15 protein-coding genes are annotated in these 15,809 nt (G+C 63.9%); 10 read left to right on the top strand and 5 right to left on the bottom strand.

All coding sequences use genetic code 11. The annotated features are described in order from the left end of the window. Positions 1 to 162: 162 nt before the first annotated feature. Positions 163 to 489, top strand: coding sequence for a hypothetical protein (locus AAC023_RS10605; RefSeq protein WP_339741005.1), 327 nt, complete (start codon positions 163 to 165; stop codon positions 487 to 489). Positions 490 to 734: 245 nt separating this feature from the next. Further along, a complete protein-coding gene (locus AAC023_RS10600; RefSeq protein ID WP_339741003.1) occupies positions 735 to 1,211 on the top strand; it encodes a GNAT family N-acetyltransferase in 477 nt (158 codons plus the stop codon). A 47-nt stretch (positions 1,212 to 1,258) separates the two neighbouring features. Here AAC023_RS10600 and AAC023_RS10595 read toward each other — a convergent pair whose 3' ends face one another. Genes AAC023_RS10595 through AAC023_RS10580 form a run of 4 tightly spaced genes read right to left on the bottom strand, consistent with a single transcriptional unit; the run spans position 1,259 to position 4,341 of the window. Next, the gene (locus tag AAC023_RS10595) at positions 1,259 to 1,897 is read right to left on the bottom strand and encodes a trimeric intracellular cation channel family protein (protein WP_339741001.1); all 639 of its coding nucleotides are present in this window, start codon (positions 1,895 to 1,897) and stop codon (positions 1,259 to 1,261) included. Then, positions 1,894 to 2,448 (bottom strand): hypothetical protein, encoded by a 555-nt coding sequence (locus tag AAC023_RS10590; protein ID WP_339740999.1) that lies wholly within the window; start codon positions 2,446 to 2,448, stop codon positions 1,894 to 1,896. The genes AAC023_RS10595 and AAC023_RS10590 overlap by 4 nt, the downstream gene beginning before the upstream one ends. Beyond that, the gene (locus tag AAC023_RS10585) at positions 2,445 to 3,467 is read right to left on the bottom strand and encodes a TIGR00341 family protein (protein WP_339740996.1); all 1,023 of its coding nucleotides are present in this window, start codon (positions 3,465 to 3,467) and stop codon (positions 2,445 to 2,447) included. The genes AAC023_RS10590 and AAC023_RS10585 overlap by 4 nt, the downstream gene beginning before the upstream one ends. 4 nt (positions 3,468 to 3,471) lie before the next feature. Continuing rightward, a complete protein-coding gene (locus tag AAC023_RS10580; RefSeq protein ID WP_339740994.1) occupies positions 3,472 to 4,341 on the bottom strand; it encodes an NAD(P)-dependent oxidoreductase in 870 nt (289 codons plus the stop codon). A gap of 61 nt (positions 4,342 to 4,402) precedes the next feature. Here AAC023_RS10580 and AAC023_RS10575 point away from each other — a divergent pair, with 61 nt between their 5' ends. Further along, entirely contained in the window at positions 4,403 to 6,730 is a 2,328-nt protein-coding gene (locus tag AAC023_RS10575) for a penicillin acylase family protein (protein WP_339740992.1), read from the top strand. Here AAC023_RS10575 and AAC023_RS10570 read toward each other — a convergent pair. After that, positions 6,712 to 7,125, bottom strand: coding sequence for a flavin reductase family protein (locus AAC023_RS10570; protein ID WP_339740990.1), 414 nt, complete (start codon positions 7,123 to 7,125; stop codon positions 6,712 to 6,714). The genes AAC023_RS10575 and AAC023_RS10570 overlap by 19 nt on opposite strands. Positions 7,126 to 7,263: 138 nt before the next feature. On the opposite strand from AAC023_RS10570, the gene AAC023_RS10565 reads away from it, so the two are divergent. The 7 genes from AAC023_RS10565 to AAC023_RS10535 all read left to right on the top strand — a co-directional run. Further along, a complete protein-coding gene (locus tag AAC023_RS10565; RefSeq protein ID WP_339740988.1) occupies positions 7,264 to 8,178 on the top strand; it encodes a flagellar motor protein MotB in 915 nt (304 codons plus the stop codon). A gap of 158 nt (positions 8,179 to 8,336) precedes the next feature. After that, positions 8,337 to 10,145 (top strand): SLC13 family permease, encoded by a 1,809-nt coding sequence (locus AAC023_RS10560; RefSeq protein WP_339740986.1) that lies wholly within the window; start codon positions 8,337 to 8,339, stop codon positions 10,143 to 10,145. 70 nt (positions 10,146 to 10,215) lie between these two features. Then, positions 10,216 to 10,986, top strand: a complete 771-nt coding sequence (locus tag AAC023_RS10555) for an arginyltransferase (protein ID WP_339740984.1) — start codon at positions 10,216 to 10,218, stop codon at positions 10,984 to 10,986. Between the two features lie 22 nt (positions 10,987 to 11,008). After that, positions 11,009 to 12,124, top strand: a complete 1,116-nt coding sequence (locus tag AAC023_RS10550; RefSeq protein WP_339740982.1) for a TRAP transporter substrate-binding protein — start codon at positions 11,009 to 11,011, stop codon at positions 12,122 to 12,124. Positions 12,125 to 12,129: 5 nt separating this feature from the next. Beyond that, a complete protein-coding gene (locus AAC023_RS10545) occupies positions 12,130 to 12,912 on the top strand; it encodes a TRAP transporter small permease subunit (RefSeq protein ID WP_339740979.1) in 783 nt (260 codons plus the stop codon). 1 nt (position 12,913) lies between these two features. Continuing rightward, entirely contained in the window at positions 12,914 to 14,509 is a 1,596-nt protein-coding gene (locus AAC023_RS10540) for a TRAP transporter large permease subunit (protein ID WP_339740976.1), read from the top strand. Positions 14,510 to 14,742: 233 nt separating this feature from the next. Next, the coding region (locus tag AAC023_RS10535) for an AI-2E family transporter (RefSeq protein WP_339740974.1) at positions 14,743 to 15,809 on the top strand (1,067 nt) is incomplete at its 3' end.

The raw sequence follows: 15,809 nt of genomic DNA, 5'->3' as shown, positions 1-15,809 counted from the left end.
GGCTGACCCAAAGGTCATACCCCAGATATTGCGATCAACTTGTAGCATTCCACAACATCTTGCCCGTTTATGCTTGCACCCGGACCAGTATCGGGCGTAACGTCGCGGCTATGTTGTGGTTCAAGTGCGTAGTTTTCCAATAAACACCCTGGGGAGACACTCATGTCACTGGACAAAATCATCTGGGCCGTCTCGGCCCTCGTCGCAATTGCCTTCGCCTTCGTCAGTCTTGAAATGGCCGGCCTGATCCTGGCCATTCTCGGCCTCGCCTGCGGCTTCTTCATCAAGGGCGATCATCGCCGGGCCGTCATCCTCGCCGCCATTTTCCTCGCCGTCGGCGGCGCCTCGGCACTGGGCTCGATTCCGGCGGTCGGCACCTATCTCACCGCGATCTTCAGCAATTACGGCGCCGTGCTTTCCGCCGCATCGCTGATGGTGATCGTCATGGCGACCGCCGAACGCATGATCCCGGGCATGTCGAGCGAATAGAAGCCGGCCCAATCAGAACCCGACCAGAAGAGAGCCCCGGATTTCGATCCGGGGCTCTTTTCGTTGGCGTCCTACTTGACCGGATTGCCCGCCCTGTTTAACCCTGCCGGCTCAACCAACTGGAGCGTTTATGCGCCGCCTTCTTGAGTCCTGATACAGCCCGCTGATGCAGCGGGCTGGTTTGAAAACCCCATTCCGCCTGGCCATGCCGGCGCGGATCGCTTTTCTATTTCAGGAACAGACCATTGAAAAACACACAAAATATCCAGCTTCGTCCCGCCACGCCGGACGATGTCGAGCCTCTCACTGCCCTCTCCTACAAGACGATCCGGGTCAAATATCCCGACGTGATCGGCGCCGATATGGTCGAGGGTTATATCGCCTCAGGGGCGGTGCCGCACTACTATGCCGAGCGCAATGCCTTCACCCGCGTCGCCGTGGCTGATGGCGAGGTGATCGGTGCCTGCGCCCTGCGCGGCAATGCCGTCGATCTGATGATGGTGACCATCGATCACCATCGCAGCGGCGTCGGTTCGATCCTGTTGGCGGAGGCAGAGACCATCCTGTTCGCTGATCATGAGGAGATCAGCCTCGAGAGCTTCCGGGATAACCGGCAAGCGGTCGATTTCTACGCCAAGCATGGCTGGGTGATGCAGGAGGCCTTCACCGATCCCGATTACGGGATCGCGATGGTGCGCATGACCAAGCAGCGCAAGGACTAGGCTGATGGACCCGGCCTCGCCCACAGGCGGCGCCGGGTCTTTTTCCGTCAGGGCGATTGATCGCCGAGCATGATCGCCGGCAGGGACCATTTGAACTGGATGGCGCAGCCGCGCAGCACGAAGGCGAGCACAGCCGCACCGATCGTGACCCAGCTCGGGTCGAGACCAAGCGCCATGCCGGCGACATAGGCAGCAGCACCGGCCAGGGCTGCGAGCGCATAGATATCCTCGCGCAGGACCAGCGGCACATCATTGACGATGATATCGCGCAGCAGCCCGCCAAAGGCGGCGCTCATGACCCCGGTCAGCAATGCAATCGTCCAGTGCGCTCCGGCATCCAGGCCCGCGCGGGCGCCGAGGACACAAAACACCGCCAGCCCGACCGCATCAGCCCAGATCAGGACGATACGGCGCGTCGCCAGCCATTGTGCGCCCGGGGCCAGGAAATAACCCAACAAGGCACCGCCCAGCGCGATCCAGAGATATTTCGGCTCGACAATCCAGTAGACCGGCAGCTCGCCCAGCAGCACGTCACGCAGCGTACCCCCGCCCATCCCGGCCACGGCGCCCAGAATGGCCGCGCCAAAGGGATCGAGCGATTTGCGCGCCGCCAGCATGCCACCGGAAAAGGCAAAAAAGCCGATGCCGGCGAAGTCGAGAATCAGAAAGACGGTGCCGACATTCATGCGGACGACGCCTGGCGGGCACGGGCGAGCTGTCGCCGGGCCTGCTCGAAGACCAGCAGATCGGCCAGATCCCGCGCGCGCCAGGCGGCGGCCATCAAGATACCGGCCGAGACGGCCCACAGGCTGAGAATAACAAGAACCGACTCGATCTGGCTGAGGCCCAGCCGATCCCAGATGCCGGGATCAACCTCATTGATACCGATGGTCGCACCAACCGGCAGCGTGACCAGAATCAGGGCATAGGTCCTGAATGCCCGCTCGACCCTGCTGGCATTCAGCTCGGCATAGGTTTTGAGGAAATCGATCTGGGCATCATCCAGTCCGCCCAGAAGTCCGAGGCCGATCTTCCAATGCCCCGCCTGGTTGAGCGGGGTGAAATGGTCATTGGCGAACTGGTGCAGGCCGCGACGGGTGAAACCTGCCAATACGAGCAGGCGCCAGATCGCGAACCCTTTGGTCAACCGCTCCCAGACACCCATGACGACCGGATCGGTCCGGATCAACCCGTTTTTGCCCGCCTTGCTTGATGGTGTCATTTCGTCGACTTTCATGATCGCGGCACTCCCGGCACTTCCGGCACGCCAGGCACCGTCAGATATACCGCCACCGCAGTCAGCGCCACGATCAGCACCGCCCAGACGGCGGCATTGATATAGACCGAGCGCTTGGCCGAGCGGCGTTCCAGCCAGGTGCGCGGCCGCACGCCCTTGAAGAAGAAGACCAGCAGGGCCGCCAGATTGACGCTGACGATATTGATCATCAGCAGGAGGCCCGCGCGGCCGGCGAGCGCCCACTCACCGGAGCCGGCAAACAGGCCGGTCGAGGCCGCTGGCGGCAGCAGCGCGACGGCGACCATGACGCCCACCAGGGTCGATGGCAGGCCGGCCACGATGGACAGCGCCGCGGCAGCCCCGGAAGCCAGCGCCAGCGCTGTGGAATCGAGTCCGACAATCGTGCGATTGGTCAGTTCGGCCGAGCCGAGATTGACGTCGAAGACGAGGCCGATCACGACCGAGATCGCCATGCCGAGGAAAAGGCCGGAGAGCGCCGTGCGCGTTGCCTTGGTCATCAAAGCGAAATCACCCAGCGCCGAGCCAAGTGCGAAGGCCAGGATCGGTCCCAGCAGCGGCGCGATCACCATCGCGCCTATCACGGCGGCGACATTGTCAGCGGCAAGGCCGAACACGACCACAATGGTAGAGAGCGTGGTCAGGATCAGGAAGTCGCGATCGAGCTTGGTGCCGGCCTGGATGTCCTGATAGATTTCCTCACGCAGCGCGACCGTGCGGATTTTCTTCTTCACCTCGGGATCGGGCTCGGCCTCGAGCTTCGGCAGGCTGGCCTCGACCGGCAACACCACGAGGCGCCAGCCCTCCTGATGCTCCAGCATGGTGGATATCGTGTCGAGGGCCTTCTGACCGTCGCCTTCATTGAACACCATACGCATCAGCCGCCGTCCGCCGCTATCGGCATCGGTCAGACTGCAATCGAGCGGATTAGTCGCGAGCACGGCCTGATGCACAGGCCCGACCCTGTCGCCATCATCCATGCTGAGTTCAAACAGACGCATGGCGTCAGCCCTTCCCTGGGATATCGAGGCGGAAGATCAGGCTCGATGTGTCCCAGCGACTGCCGCCCGCATCCTGAATCTCGGAGTAGAACTGATCGACCATGCCGGTGACCGGAAGTTCGGCGCCATTGCGGCTGGCTTCATCCAGCGTGATGCGCAAATCCTTGCGCATCCAGTCGACCGCAAATCCATAATCGAACTTGCCGGCAATCATGGTCTCCCAGCGGTTTTCCATCTGCCAGGACTGGGCCGCCCCTTTCGAGATCGCACCGATCACCTTGGCCGGGTCGAGACCGGCACGCTTTGCGAAATTGAGGCCTTCCGACAAGCCCTGGACGATGCCGGCAATGCAGATCTGATTGACCATCTTGGCCAATTGTCCCGAACCGGCCGGGCCGATCAGCGAGGCCGCCTTGGCATAGGCGTCCATCACCGGTTCAACGCGGGCGAAATCAGCCTCACTGCCACCGCACATAATGGTCAATTGCCCATTCTCGGCACCGGCCTGGCCACCCGAGACCGGCGCATCGACAAAGCCGATGCCGGCGGCGCGCGCCTGCGCATCAAGCTCGCGCGCCAGCTCGGCGGAGGCAGTTGTGTGGTCCACAAGGATGGCGCCGCCCTGCATGGCCGGGATGACCTGGTCAGCGACAATGCGCACATCGGGATCATCGCCCAGGCAGAAAAAGACGAAATCCGCGCCGTCCACTGCCGCCTGGGGCGTCGCTGCGGCCTGGCCTGCATGGCGGCTCTCCCAGGCATCCGCCTTGGCGGCTGTCCGGTTCCAGACGCGAACCTCATGTCCGGCCTTCGCCAGATGGCCCGCCATCGGAAATCCCATCACACCAAGACCCAAAAATGCGCACCGTGCCATTGACCACTCCCAATTCAACTATCCCCTTGCTAGTCTCCCGCGCACAGGGGAGCAAGTCATCATGATCAAATCCGTATTGCGCATCGGCGGCATCACCGTCGGCCTTCTTGTCGCGGCGATAACTGTTTTCGCGCTCGTCTTCGCCAACCGCCTCTACGCCTCCCTGCCACAGACCAGCGGGACGCTTGAACTGGCGGGACTGGACGCGCCCGCCGACATCGTGCGCGACCGCCATGGCGTGCCCCATATTTTCGCCAGCAATTCCCACGACGCCTATTTCGCCCTCGGCACGGCCCACGCCCAGGACCGGATGTGGCAGATGGAGATAACCCGCCGCGCGATTCGCGGCCGGCTCGCCGAATTTCTCGGGCCAGACGCGCTGGATACAGACATTTTCTTCCGGACCATGGGGCTGGCCAGTATTGCCGAGGAAACCATCGGCAATCTGCCCGCCGACGTGCAAGCCGCCCTGGACGCCTATAGCGATGGCGTCAACGCCGTCATCACCGCGCCGGGCTATGTCGCCCCGCCGGAATACCAGATCCTGATGGTCGCACCGGAGCCCTGGACCCCGGCCGATACCGTCACCGTCTTCAAGGCGATTGCGCTCGACCTGTTCGGCAATGCCTTCCAGGAGCCGGCCCGGACCGCGCTCGAAGCTGCGCTCGGCGCCGAGCGCACCGAGGAATTCATCGGCCGCTATCCCGCCGACGCGCCGCGCTCACTGAGCATGGCCGATCTCGGCCTGACCGATGCGCCCGTACCTGCCACGGTCGCAAGCCCGCCGCCCGCCATCGGTCCGGAAGATCCCGGCCGCGATGGATCCAATAACTGGGTTCTGGCCGCCAGCCGCACCACGACGGGCGCGCCCATCCTGGCCAATGACCCGCATCTGGGCCTGCGGGCGCCGGATATCTGGTATCTGGCCCGCGTGACCACGCCGCAAGGCTCCACCGTGGGTGCCACCCTGCCCGGCACGCCCTTCGTAACACTGGGCCGCAATGACCATATCGCCTGGGGCTTCACCAATACCGGCCCCGATGTGGGTGATTTGCATCCAGCGACCGGGGCCGATGTCACCGGGACCCGCGAGGAAGTGATCCGGGTGCGCTTCGCAGATGACGTCACCATTACGCGCCGCGAAACCGCGACCGGCCCGGTGCTCGACCCCGAACATTTCGACTACGCCCTGCCTGATGGTGCCGAGTTTTTCGCCCTGCAATGGATGCTCGACGAGCCTGATGACGGCACGCCCGGCGTCGGCATGGCGATTTCCGGCGGCCGCGGCTGGGATGATTTCGTGGACGCGGTCCGCAGTTTCGTCGCGCCGCAACAGAGCATGGTGTTTGCCGCCAGCGATGGCGATATCGGCTTCTATGCCCCGGCCCGGATTCCGGTCCGCGATGCGGCCGGCGACTGGGTCTCGACCATCCCCTTCGATGCCCTGCCCCATACCCGCAATCCCGAGCGCGGCTTCATCGCCACCGCCAACAATATGATCGTGCCGGACGAATACCCCTATTATCTGACCAATGAATGGTATGGCGTCAGCCGCATCCGGCGGATTTATCACGGCATCGAAGCGCAGCCGCGCCATGATCTCGACAGCCTGCAGGCGCTGCAGATCGACACGGTCTCCGACATGGCGCTGCGCATCCTGCCGGTCCTGCGGACGGCCGAACCCCTGACGACGGCCGGGCAGGACGCTCTCGCCCTGTTGCAGGACTGGGATGCCGACATGGCCGTCGACCGGCCGGAACCGCTGATCTACTCAGCCTGGATGGTCGAGTTGCAGCGGCGCGTCTATGCCGATGAACTGGGGACTCAATTCAATCGCTGGTACGCGGATCGCCGCGTCTTCATGATGGATGTCCTGACCGGCGATCTGGGCCATTGGTGCGACAATATCCTCACCGATGATGTCGAGACCTGCCATGACTTGCTGGGGGCTTCGCTCGACGATGCCATCGCCAATACGGTGGCGTCACAGGGCCGCGACATCGCCTCCTGGCAGTGGGGTGATGTGCATTATGCGCGCAGCGATCATACGCCGTTCTCCAGCTTTCCGATCCTGAAGGACTGGTTCACCATCACCACACCGGTGCCGGGCGACGGGTCGACGGTCAATGTCGCGTCCTTCTCCTTCCGCCAGTCCGGCTATGCCGTGACCCACGGTGCGTCCTACCGCTCGCTGTATGATCTGTCGGATCTGGACAATTCGCGCTTCATGATCACGACCGGCCAGTCGGGCAATGTGCTCTCGCGTCATTATGACGATCTGGCACCGCTTTGGGGCCGGGGTGAGTATTTCCAGGTGCGCACGGACTGGACACCGGAGACGATGCCCGACGGTGCCCGGCGGCTGCGGCTTCAGCCCGCCTCGCCGTAACCCCCGCGCACGAAGACCAGAGATGGCACGGTCCGCGGCGTATCGAGGGCAATGACCTCGCCAATGATGATGTCGTGATCACCGCCGGCATGGACGGCATGCTGGCGGCAAACCAGTCGCGCGACGGCGCCGTCAATCATGGGCGCGACATCGCCGGTCCAGCTCGCACCGCACAGAGCGAGATCCGCTTCCTGGGCGCAGGCCTCGGCCATTTCGCGCTGATCATGGGCGAGGATGTTGATCGCGTAATCACGGGCATTGCGCAGCAAATCATAGCGATGCGTCGAGCGCTCGATCGACCAGAGCACGAGCGGCGGGTCGAGCGAGACCGAGGCGAAGGAATTGACGGTCATGCCCAGGGCCGCCTCGCCCGCATAGGTCGATACGATGGTCACGCCTGTCGGGTAACACCCCAATGCGTCGCGGAATGCGCGGCTATCAATCAAAATCTTCCCTTCGCATTCCGGCTCGAAACCTGCGCTTAACGTTAACGGTCTACAGGAGTTGGGTGAGATTAAACAAGGTGGGTAGACATGGCGGCGAACGACAGGCCGATCATCATCAAGAAGATCACCAAAGTTGCGGGCGGCCACCATGGTGGCGCCTGGAAGGTGGCCTATGCCGATTTCGTGACCGCGATGATGGCGTTCTTCCTTTTGATGTGGCTGATCAACACCACGACGCCTGACCAGAAGCGTGGCATTGCCGACTATTTCGCCCCCGCCAGTGTCAGCCCCTCCACCTCCGGATCCGGCCAGCCCTTCGGCGGCACCACGCCGGGCGAGGACGGCGTGCAGGGCAATGGTGACGCTTCCATGGTCCGTCGCCTCGCGCCGACCGTGCCCCAGGATGCCGACGACACCCAACAGCCTTCGCCGGCCGCATCGGCTGAGACCACCGACGAACCGGAGGTCAGCCAGTCGGCGATAGCGCAGGCACAGCAGCGCCGCGAGGACGCGATGTTCCAGAGCGCGGCCATGTCGCTGCGCCAGGCCATGCAGTCCATGCCGGAGCTGGCAGAACTGTCCAATCACGTGATTATGGATGTCACTCCGGAAGGCTTGCGCATCCAGTTGATCGACCAGGAAGGCCGGCCAATGTTCCAGCCGGGCGCCGCCGAGCCGAACCCGCGCGCCATTACCCTGATCAATGCCATTGCGGCGATCGCGGAACGCCTGCCCAACCGGCTTTCGATCTCCGGACACACCGATTCCGGCCCGGTCGGGGCCGGCGATTACACCAATTGGAATCTCTCGGCCGACCGCGCCAATGCGGCCCGGGCTGTGATGCAGGTCGCGGGCATCAGCGATGACCGTATCTATGAAGTGCGCGGCAAGGCAGGCTCGGAACCGCTCTATCCCGATGATCCATTCATGCCGGGCAATCGCCGCATCTCGATCGTCCTGCTGCGCGAAGCGCCGGTCCTGCCGGCCGGCCACGAGCTCTGATCCCTGGCCCTGGCGATGCGCCCGAATGGTAGCGGCTTGCACCAAAAGGGCTTCGCAAGCACGCCGGGCATATGCTAGCCTTCCGCCAGGGCCAGATCGGGCCCGACGCTTCCTGAAACAACAATATGCCGGAAATAACGTCTGTAGATGATTGGCAGATGTGGGCCGTACTTGGCGGCCTGTGCATCGCCATTGTTTTCTATTGCTGGGAACGCTTTGCGATCGAAATGGTATCTGCAGCGATCGTCGCGGTCCTGCTGGTCTTCTTCCATCTTTTCCCGCTTGAGACCGACAATCCCACCGTCAGCGTCTTGCTGGCGGGCTTCGCCAATCCGGCGCTGATCACCATCATGGCGCTATTGATTGTCGGCCAGGGCATTTTCCAGACCGGCGCCATGGAAGGCCCGACCCAGGCCCTGCTGCACTCCTTCGATCAATACCCCAAGGCGACGCTGCTGGGCATGTTCGCCTTCGTCTTCGTGATCAGCGCCTTCATCAATAATACGCCGGTTGTGGTGATGTTCGTGCCCATCCTCGGTGCCATTGCCAAGCGGATGGAGCAAAGCCCGTCCAAACTGATGATCCCGCTGAGCTATGTCTGTATTTTCGCGGGCATGACGACGCTGATCGGCTCTTCGACGAATCTCCTGGTCGCCGATTCGCTGATGTCGACATCGGGGATTCATCTCGGCTTTTTCGCACCGACAGCGCCGGGGCTCTTCCTGGCCGCGATCGGCGTCGTCTATGTGATGTTCGTGCTCCCGAAACTCCTGCCCGACCATTCCTCGATGGAAGCCGAGCTGGCCGGTGCCGGTGGCCGTCAATTCATCGCCCAGCTCGACGTGACCAGCGATCACCCCCTGGTCGGCAAGAAGCCCGTCGCCGGCATGTTCACCGACCTGCCCGACATGACGGTGCGTATGATCCAGCGCGGCGAGCACGCGCTCCTGCCCCCGTTCGACCAGATTGAGCTGCGCCCGGGCGATCTGGTCATCGTTGCAACGACACGCCAGACCCTGACCTCCCTGCTGTCGAAAAATGCCGATTTCATGCGCGGTCTGCTGCAGACCGCAGGCCCCGGCGATGAGCCCAGCCCGGGCGATCAACTGAAAATGACCGAGGCTGTCGTCGCACCGGGCTCGCGCCTGATCGGCCGCACCATTGCCCAGATCGGCTTTCGCCATTCCACAGGCTGTGTCGTGCTGGGGATCCAGCGCCGCAGCCGCATGATCCGCTCACGCATGGGCGAGATCCGGCTGGAAGCGGGCGACACCCTCCTGTTGTTCGGCGCCTCAAATTCCATGCGTTCGATGCGCGCCGACCGCGACCTCCTGCTCATGGAATGGTCGTCGACCGCCCTCGCCGATCCGCGCCGCGCCAATATCGCGCGGGTGATTTTCGGCGCCGTTGTCCTGTTCGCCGCGACCGGTGCCATGCCCATCGCTGTCGCCTCTTTCGTGGGCGCCGTGGCGATGATTGCCGGCGGCTGCCTTAATACCCGCCAGGCCGCGCGGGCCGTGGACATGCGGGTCTACCTGCTGATCGGCTCCGCGATCGCGCTCGGTTCCGCGATGCAAGCGACCGGCGCCGCCGATCTGCTGGCCCTGGGCGTCGTCTCGGCGTTCTCGCCTTTCGGCCCGGTTGTCTTGATGTCGGCGATGTTCATCCTGGTTGCGATCCTGACCAATATTCTCTCCAACAGCGCCACCGCCATTCTGTTTACACCGATCGCGATCGGCGCCGCCAATCAGATGGGCCTGGACCCGACCCTGTTCGCAATGACCGTGCTCCTGGCGGCCAATACCTCTTTCGCGACGCCAATCGGTTATCAGACCAATTTGCTGGTGATGGGGCCCGGGCATTACCGCTTCGTCGACTATTTGCGCGCCGGGACGCCACTTATCCTCTTGTTTTGGGCCGGATATACGGCCTATATTGCGTTGCATTTCGCGCTCGGTGGGGCTTGAGCGCGCCTCTGGCAGTGACCTGGATCAACTGACCTGAAAAATCTGGCTTGAATCAACCCAAGGCGAGAACGTGACCCACCCGTTTGCCACCCAGCAAATTCCGTTTTTCCTGACCGCGTCGGGTCCCTGCCCCTATTTGCCGGACCGTATGGAGCGCAAGGTCTTCACGCGCATCGAACTGGGCGAAGGCCCGGCGCTCAATGACGCCCTCACCCATGCCGGATTTCGCCGCAGCCAGGCCGTGCTCTACCGCCCCGCCTGCGAGAAATGCGATGCCTGCCGCTCCTCGCGCATTGATGTCGGACATTTCGACTGGAAGCGGCGCTGGCGAAAAACCCTGGCGCGCAACAGTGATTTGCGCGTCTCGACCGACAATGTCGCGGCAACGCTGGAGCAGTATGAACTGCTCGATCGTTATCTCGACAGCCGTCATCATGATGGCGATATGGCGGGAATGTCCTTCAGCGAATACGTGATGATGATCGAGGATGGCGCCCAACGCACCCATGTCACCGAATACCGCGACGCCGAGGGCGATTTGCGGGCGGCTGTGCTCACCGATGTTCTGCGCGACGGTGTGTCGATGATCTACAGCTTCTACGATCCGGAGGCGCCGCGCCGCAGCCTGGGCGCCTACATGATCCTCGATGCGATCCGCCAGGCGGAACTGGCGGGCCTGCCCTTCGTCTATCTGGGCTATTGGGTACGCGGCAGCCGCAAAATGGCCTACAAGGAAGAATTCCAGCCGCTGCAAGTGCTGACCCCGGCGGGGTGGCAGCTGCAGGCCGAACTGGAATATGAAGATGAGGACAGCCTGGGCGAAAATCCACAAACCGGCTGACGGGCTCTTGGGGGAGACAAGCATGGACAGACGCACATTCCTGAGCGGTGCGAGCATCGCTGCGGCGACGGTCGCGACCGCCTGCGGCGACAGCACTCAACCATCCGGACCGGCCGCGCCGGCTGTCCTGCGCGGCGTCAAGCAATTGCGCATGGTCACCACCTGGCCGGCCAATTTCCCCGGCCTGGGCACGGCAGCCAATAATGTCGCCGCCTTCGCGAATGCCGCCTCGGGCGGCTCGCTCGACGTGCGCGTCTATGCCGCCGGCGAGCTGGTCAGCGCGTTCGAGGCCTTCGATGCGGTCTCCGAAGGCACGGCTGACATGTATCATGGCGCCGAATATTACTGGCAGGGCAAGTCGCAGGCCTTCAACTTCTTCACCGCCGTGCCGATGGGCATGACGGCGAGCGAGATCATGGGCTGGGTCGAATTCGGCGGCGGCCAGGCCCTGTGGGACGAGCTTTCGGCCCAGTTCAACATCAAGCCCTTCCAGGCGGGCAATTCCGGCCATCAGATGGCGGGCTGGTTCAAGCGCGAGATCAATACGCTGGAGGACTTCCGTGGCCTGCGCATGCGCATGCCGGGCCTGGGCGGCTCGGTGCTGCGCGAACTGGGCGCGGCCGCCGTCACCCTGTCGGGCGGCGAGATCTATCCGGCGCTGCAATCGGGCGCCATCGACGCGACCGAATGGGTCGGGCCCTGGAACGACCTCGCCTTCGGCTTCTACCGCGAAGCGCCCTATTATTATGGACCGGGTTTCCACGAGCCGGGCTCGAGCCTGGCGGTCGGGATCAATCTGGATGTCTGGAACGGGCTGGAGGCCGACCACAAGGCCATCCTGCAACAGGCCTGCTGGGCCGCGAATAATCAGTGCCTGGCCGAATTCCAGTATCAGAACGCCCTCGCCCTCGATGTTTTGGTCAATCAGCATGGCGTGGAATTGCGCGCCTTCAGCGACGCGATCTGGGACCGGATCGGCACGATTTCCGAACAGGTCGTCGCCGATACCGGCAATAGCGATGCGATGACGCGGCGCGTCTATGACAGCTATCTTGGCGCGCGCAATTCAATGCGCAGCTGGGACCGGATCTCCGAAATGCCCTATATGGCACAGCGCGAACGCGTGCTGGGCGGCTAGGCATTATGCGGACGGGCGACAGACTCATCCTGACCCTGAGTGCCCTGGTCGTGGCACTCACCCTGGTCGACATCCTCACGAACGGCGGCGTCGCCGCCTGGTCAGCCGCACATCTGGCGAGCAGCGCCCATGCTGCCGGCAGCGTGCTGGGCCTGCTGGGCCGGATCGGCTGGCCGCTCTTGCTGATCCCGCTTCTGGCCGCGCTGGCCGGCCGTTTCATGCCCCTGCCCGATGCCCTGACCGGCGGCCTTCGCCGCGCCATCACCCTCATCGACACGATTAATTCCAGCATTGGCGGCGCCGCACGCTGGTTTGCCCTGGGCCTGGTGATCGCCACCGCGACCGTGGTCGTCCAGCGCTATGTATTCGGCTATGCCTCGACCAAGCTGGCCGAGAGCGTGATCTATATGCACGCCTTCCTCTTCCTGTTCGCCTCGGCCTCGACCCTGCTCGGTGACGGCCATGTCCGGGTCGATATTTTCTATTCGAAAATGAGTGCGCGCGGCAAAGCCTGGGTCGATCTGATCGGCACCTATCTCGCCCTGATCCCGATGAATATCCTGATCCTGTGGACCTCAACCGGTTATATGAATTCGACCTGGCGCATCCTGGAACGCTCGCGCGAGGCGGATGGCCTGCCGCTCGTCTTCGCGCTGAAAACAGCCATCCCGCTTTTCGCCGTGCTGATGATCGCGCAAGGCGTTTCGATGGCCGCCCGCGCCGCCCTGACCATCGCCGGCGACAAGGCACCCGCTACGCCGGCCAATGCCAGTGCCGGGGAGCTCTGAGATGAGCCTCGTCATCGAATTCCTGCCCTTCCTGATGTTCCTGGTCGCTTTTGCCGCCCTGCTGCGCGGCTATCCGGTTGCCTTCACCCTGGCCGGTGTCGCGCTCGGCTTTGCCCTGCTCGGCCTGGCGCTGGACCTGTTTGACCCGGTGCATTTGCGCGCCTTCCCGCAGCGCATTTACGGCAATCTGATGGAGGTCGATCGCTCCATCCTCGTCGCCGTTCCGCTCTTCGTCTTCATGGGCGTGATGCTGGAGAAATCGCGCATTGCCGAGGAATTGCTCGAAGCGATGGGGGCCCTGTTTGGCACCATGCGCGGCGGGCTGGGCATATCCGTCATCATTGTCGGCGCGCTGCTGGCGGCCTCGACCGGCATTGTCGGCGCCACCGTGGTGACGATGGGCCTGCTGTCCCTGCCGACCATGCTCAAACGTGGCTATTCGCCCGAGCTCGCCGCCGGCTCGATCGCCGCCTCGGGCACGCTGGGCCAGATCATTCCGCCCTCCATCGTGCTGGTCCTGCTCGGCGACCAGATCTCCAATGCCTATCAGGAAGCCCAGCGCTCGCAGGGGATTTTCTCGCCCGATATCGTCTCGGTCGGCGACCTTTTCGCGGGCGCGCTGATCCCGGGCCTGATGCTGGTGGGGATGTATATTCTCTACCAGATCGGCGTCGCGGTCTTCCGCCCCGATGACGCCCCCGCGGCCCCGGCCAGCGAAGGCGCCACCGACTGGGGCCAGCTGCTGCACGCCCTGCTGCCGCCCCTGGCGCTGATGACCGCCGTGCTCGGCTCTATCCTGACCGGCGTCGCCACCCCGACCGAGGCCGCCGGTGTCGGCGCCGTCGGCGCCACCTTCATTGCCGGCGCCCGCAATGCCGGTGCCGCGAAGAATCCTCTGCCCGGCCAGCTCGTCGCCTTCGCCGGACTTGCCGCCCTGCTCGGCCTGTTTGCCCTGGTCCTGTTCGCCAATATCGGCGCGGAACGGCGCCTCTATGTCGCCGATCTCGGCCCCGCCGCCAGCATGCTCGCCTTCGCCCTGGTCGCCATCACCCTGATCGGCGCGGCGCTCAGCCTTGTGCGCCTGAAACGCTCCGGCGTGCTCGATGATGTCATGGCCTCGACCGCCAATATCTCGGCCATGGTGTTCGTGATCCTGATCGGCGCGGCGCTGTTTTCCCTGATCTTCCGCGAGCTGGGCGGCGACGAGGTGGTCCAGCACGCCCTGTCCGCCGTGCCCGGCGGCAAGTATGGCGCCCTGGCCATCGTCATGCTGGTGATGTTCCTTCTGGGCTTCTTCCTCGACTTCATCGAGATCACCTTCGTCGTCGTGCCGATCGTGGCGCCGATCCTGCTGGTGATGGGGATCGACCCGGTCTGGCTCGGCGTGCTGATGGCGATGAATCTCCAGACCAGCTTCCTGACCCCCCCGTTTGGCTTCGCCCTCTTCTACCTGCGCGGCGTCGCCCCGCCATCGGTGACCACAGCCGCCATCTATCGCGGCGCGATCCCGTTTGTGGTGATCCAGATATTGGCGATTATCGCGGTGGTGTTGTTGCCCTGGCTGGCGACCGGGCTGCCGGAATGGCTTTACGGGTAGCGGTTCCCCCATTCCTCATTCCCTAAGACACCACTTCCCCCGGAGGAGCGTAGCGAATTTCGGGGCCTGGCACTCGGTGACGGTGCGTGCTCATTTCCGCTCCGGCGGACCCCGGAACAGGTCCGGGGGAAGCGTGTCTTGTTTTCGATGGAGTGCACCGCCCCCGCCCTTGGCGAATCCCGCCGGCGCGCTAGTATGGCCCACCACCCACGCTCACAGGATCACCGCGCCCCATGACCCCGATCCGCAAAATCGCCCTCGAGCGCGGCTTCATCATCATCCTGGCGCTGGTCGTCTCCTGGATCTTCCTGTGGATGATCCGCGATTATCTCGCCGCGCTCTTCCTCGCCGCCGTGCTGACCCTCTTTCTGCAGACGCCGCAGGACTGGCTCAGCGCGAAACTCGGTGGCCGCAAGGCGCTGGCCGCCGGACTGCTCGTTGCCGGCTCGGTGCTGGCCTTTGTCGTGCCGGCCTCGATCCTGCTCGGCGTGGTCGCGGAACAGGCGATTGATGTGACGGGCATGGTGACGCCCTGGGTGCAGGAACAGGTGGCGCTGATCCGGGAGAACGGGCTCGACAGCCTGCCGGAATGGCTGCCGTTTCGCGCCGACATCATTCAATACCAGGCGACCATCACGGCCCAGATCGGCAATCTCGCCGGCTCGGTCGGACGGTTGCTGGTTTCGAGCCTGCGCGCCGGCACCGGCGGCTTCCTGATCGCGACGCTGAATTTCTTCATCCTGGTCTATGCGCTGTTCTTCTTCCTGCTGACCGGGCGCGAGACTGGCCGCCAGGCGGTCGCCCTGATCCCGATGGTGCGCGAAGACCGCGAAATGCTGGCAGAGCGCGCCATCTCCACCATTCGCGCCACGGTGAAGGGCTCCTTCCTGATTGCGCTCGTACAGGGCTCGCTGACGGGGATCGGCCTGTTCGTGGCCGGTGTGCCCGGCGCCATCTTCTGGGCCGCGGTGGCGACCCTGCTCTCCATCATCCCGATGATCGGACCGCCTTTGATCTGGGGCCCCTCGGCGATCTGGCTGATCGCCTCGGGCCATCCTATCGCCGGCATCGCGCTGGCGGTCTGGGGCGCGGTCGTGGTCTCGACCTCGGACAATATCCTGCGGCCGATGCTGGTCGGCAAGGATGCGAAAATGTCCGATCTGATGGTGCTGATCTCGACCCTGGGCGGGCTCGGCCTGTTCGGCGCCGTCGGCATCATCCTCGGGCCGGTGATCGCGGCGCTCTTCACCTCGGTCTGGTTTATCTTCCGGGAGGCCTTTGCCGGGCTGCTGGAGGAGGA

It is taken from the genome of uncultured Maricaulis sp. (assembly GCF_963976135.1).
Taxonomy (GTDB): Bacteria; Pseudomonadota; Alphaproteobacteria; order Caulobacterales; family Maricaulaceae; genus Maricaulis.
The sequence above is the reverse complement of the archived record's forward strand: the minus strand, read 5'-3'. Positions and strand labels throughout refer to the sequence as shown.

Excerpts from the sequence above, each read along its gene's own strand:
- AAC023_RS10590 (WP_339740999.1), bottom strand. The coding sequence starts at position 2,448 with ATGAAAGTCGACGAAATGACACCATCAAGCAAGGCGGGCAAAAACGGG.
- AAC023_RS10580 (WP_339740994.1), bottom strand. The coding sequence starts at position 4,341 with ATGGCACGGTGCGCATTTTTGGGTCTTGGTGTGATGGGATTTCCGATG.
- AAC023_RS10545 (WP_339740979.1), top strand. The coding sequence starts at position 12,130 with ATGCGGACGGGCGACAGACTCATCCTGACCCTGAGTGCCCTGGTCGTG.
- AAC023_RS10560 (WP_339740986.1), top strand. The coding sequence starts at position 8,337 with ATGTGGGCCGTACTTGGCGGCCTGTGCATCGCCATTGTTTTCTATTGC.
- AAC023_RS10550 (WP_339740982.1), top strand. The coding sequence starts at position 11,009 with ATGGACAGACGCACATTCCTGAGCGGTGCGAGCATCGCTGCGGCGACG.
- AAC023_RS10540 (WP_339740976.1), top strand. The coding sequence starts at position 12,914 with ATGAGCCTCGTCATCGAATTCCTGCCCTTCCTGATGTTCCTGGTCGCT.
- AAC023_RS10585 (WP_339740996.1), bottom strand. The coding sequence starts at position 3,467 with ATGCGTCTGTTTGAACTCAGCATGGATGATGGCGACAGGGTCGGGCCT.
- AAC023_RS10565 (WP_339740988.1), top strand. The coding sequence starts at position 7,264 with ATGGCGGCGAACGACAGGCCGATCATCATCAAGAAGATCACCAAAGTT.
- AAC023_RS10595 (WP_339741001.1), bottom strand. The coding sequence starts at position 1,897 with ATGAATGTCGGCACCGTCTTTCTGATTCTCGACTTCGCCGGCATCGGC.
- AAC023_RS10575 (WP_339740992.1), top strand. The coding sequence starts at position 4,403 with ATGATCAAATCCGTATTGCGCATCGGCGGCATCACCGTCGGCCTTCTT.
- AAC023_RS10605 (WP_339741005.1), top strand. The coding sequence starts at position 163 with ATGTCACTGGACAAAATCATCTGGGCCGTCTCGGCCCTCGTCGCAATT.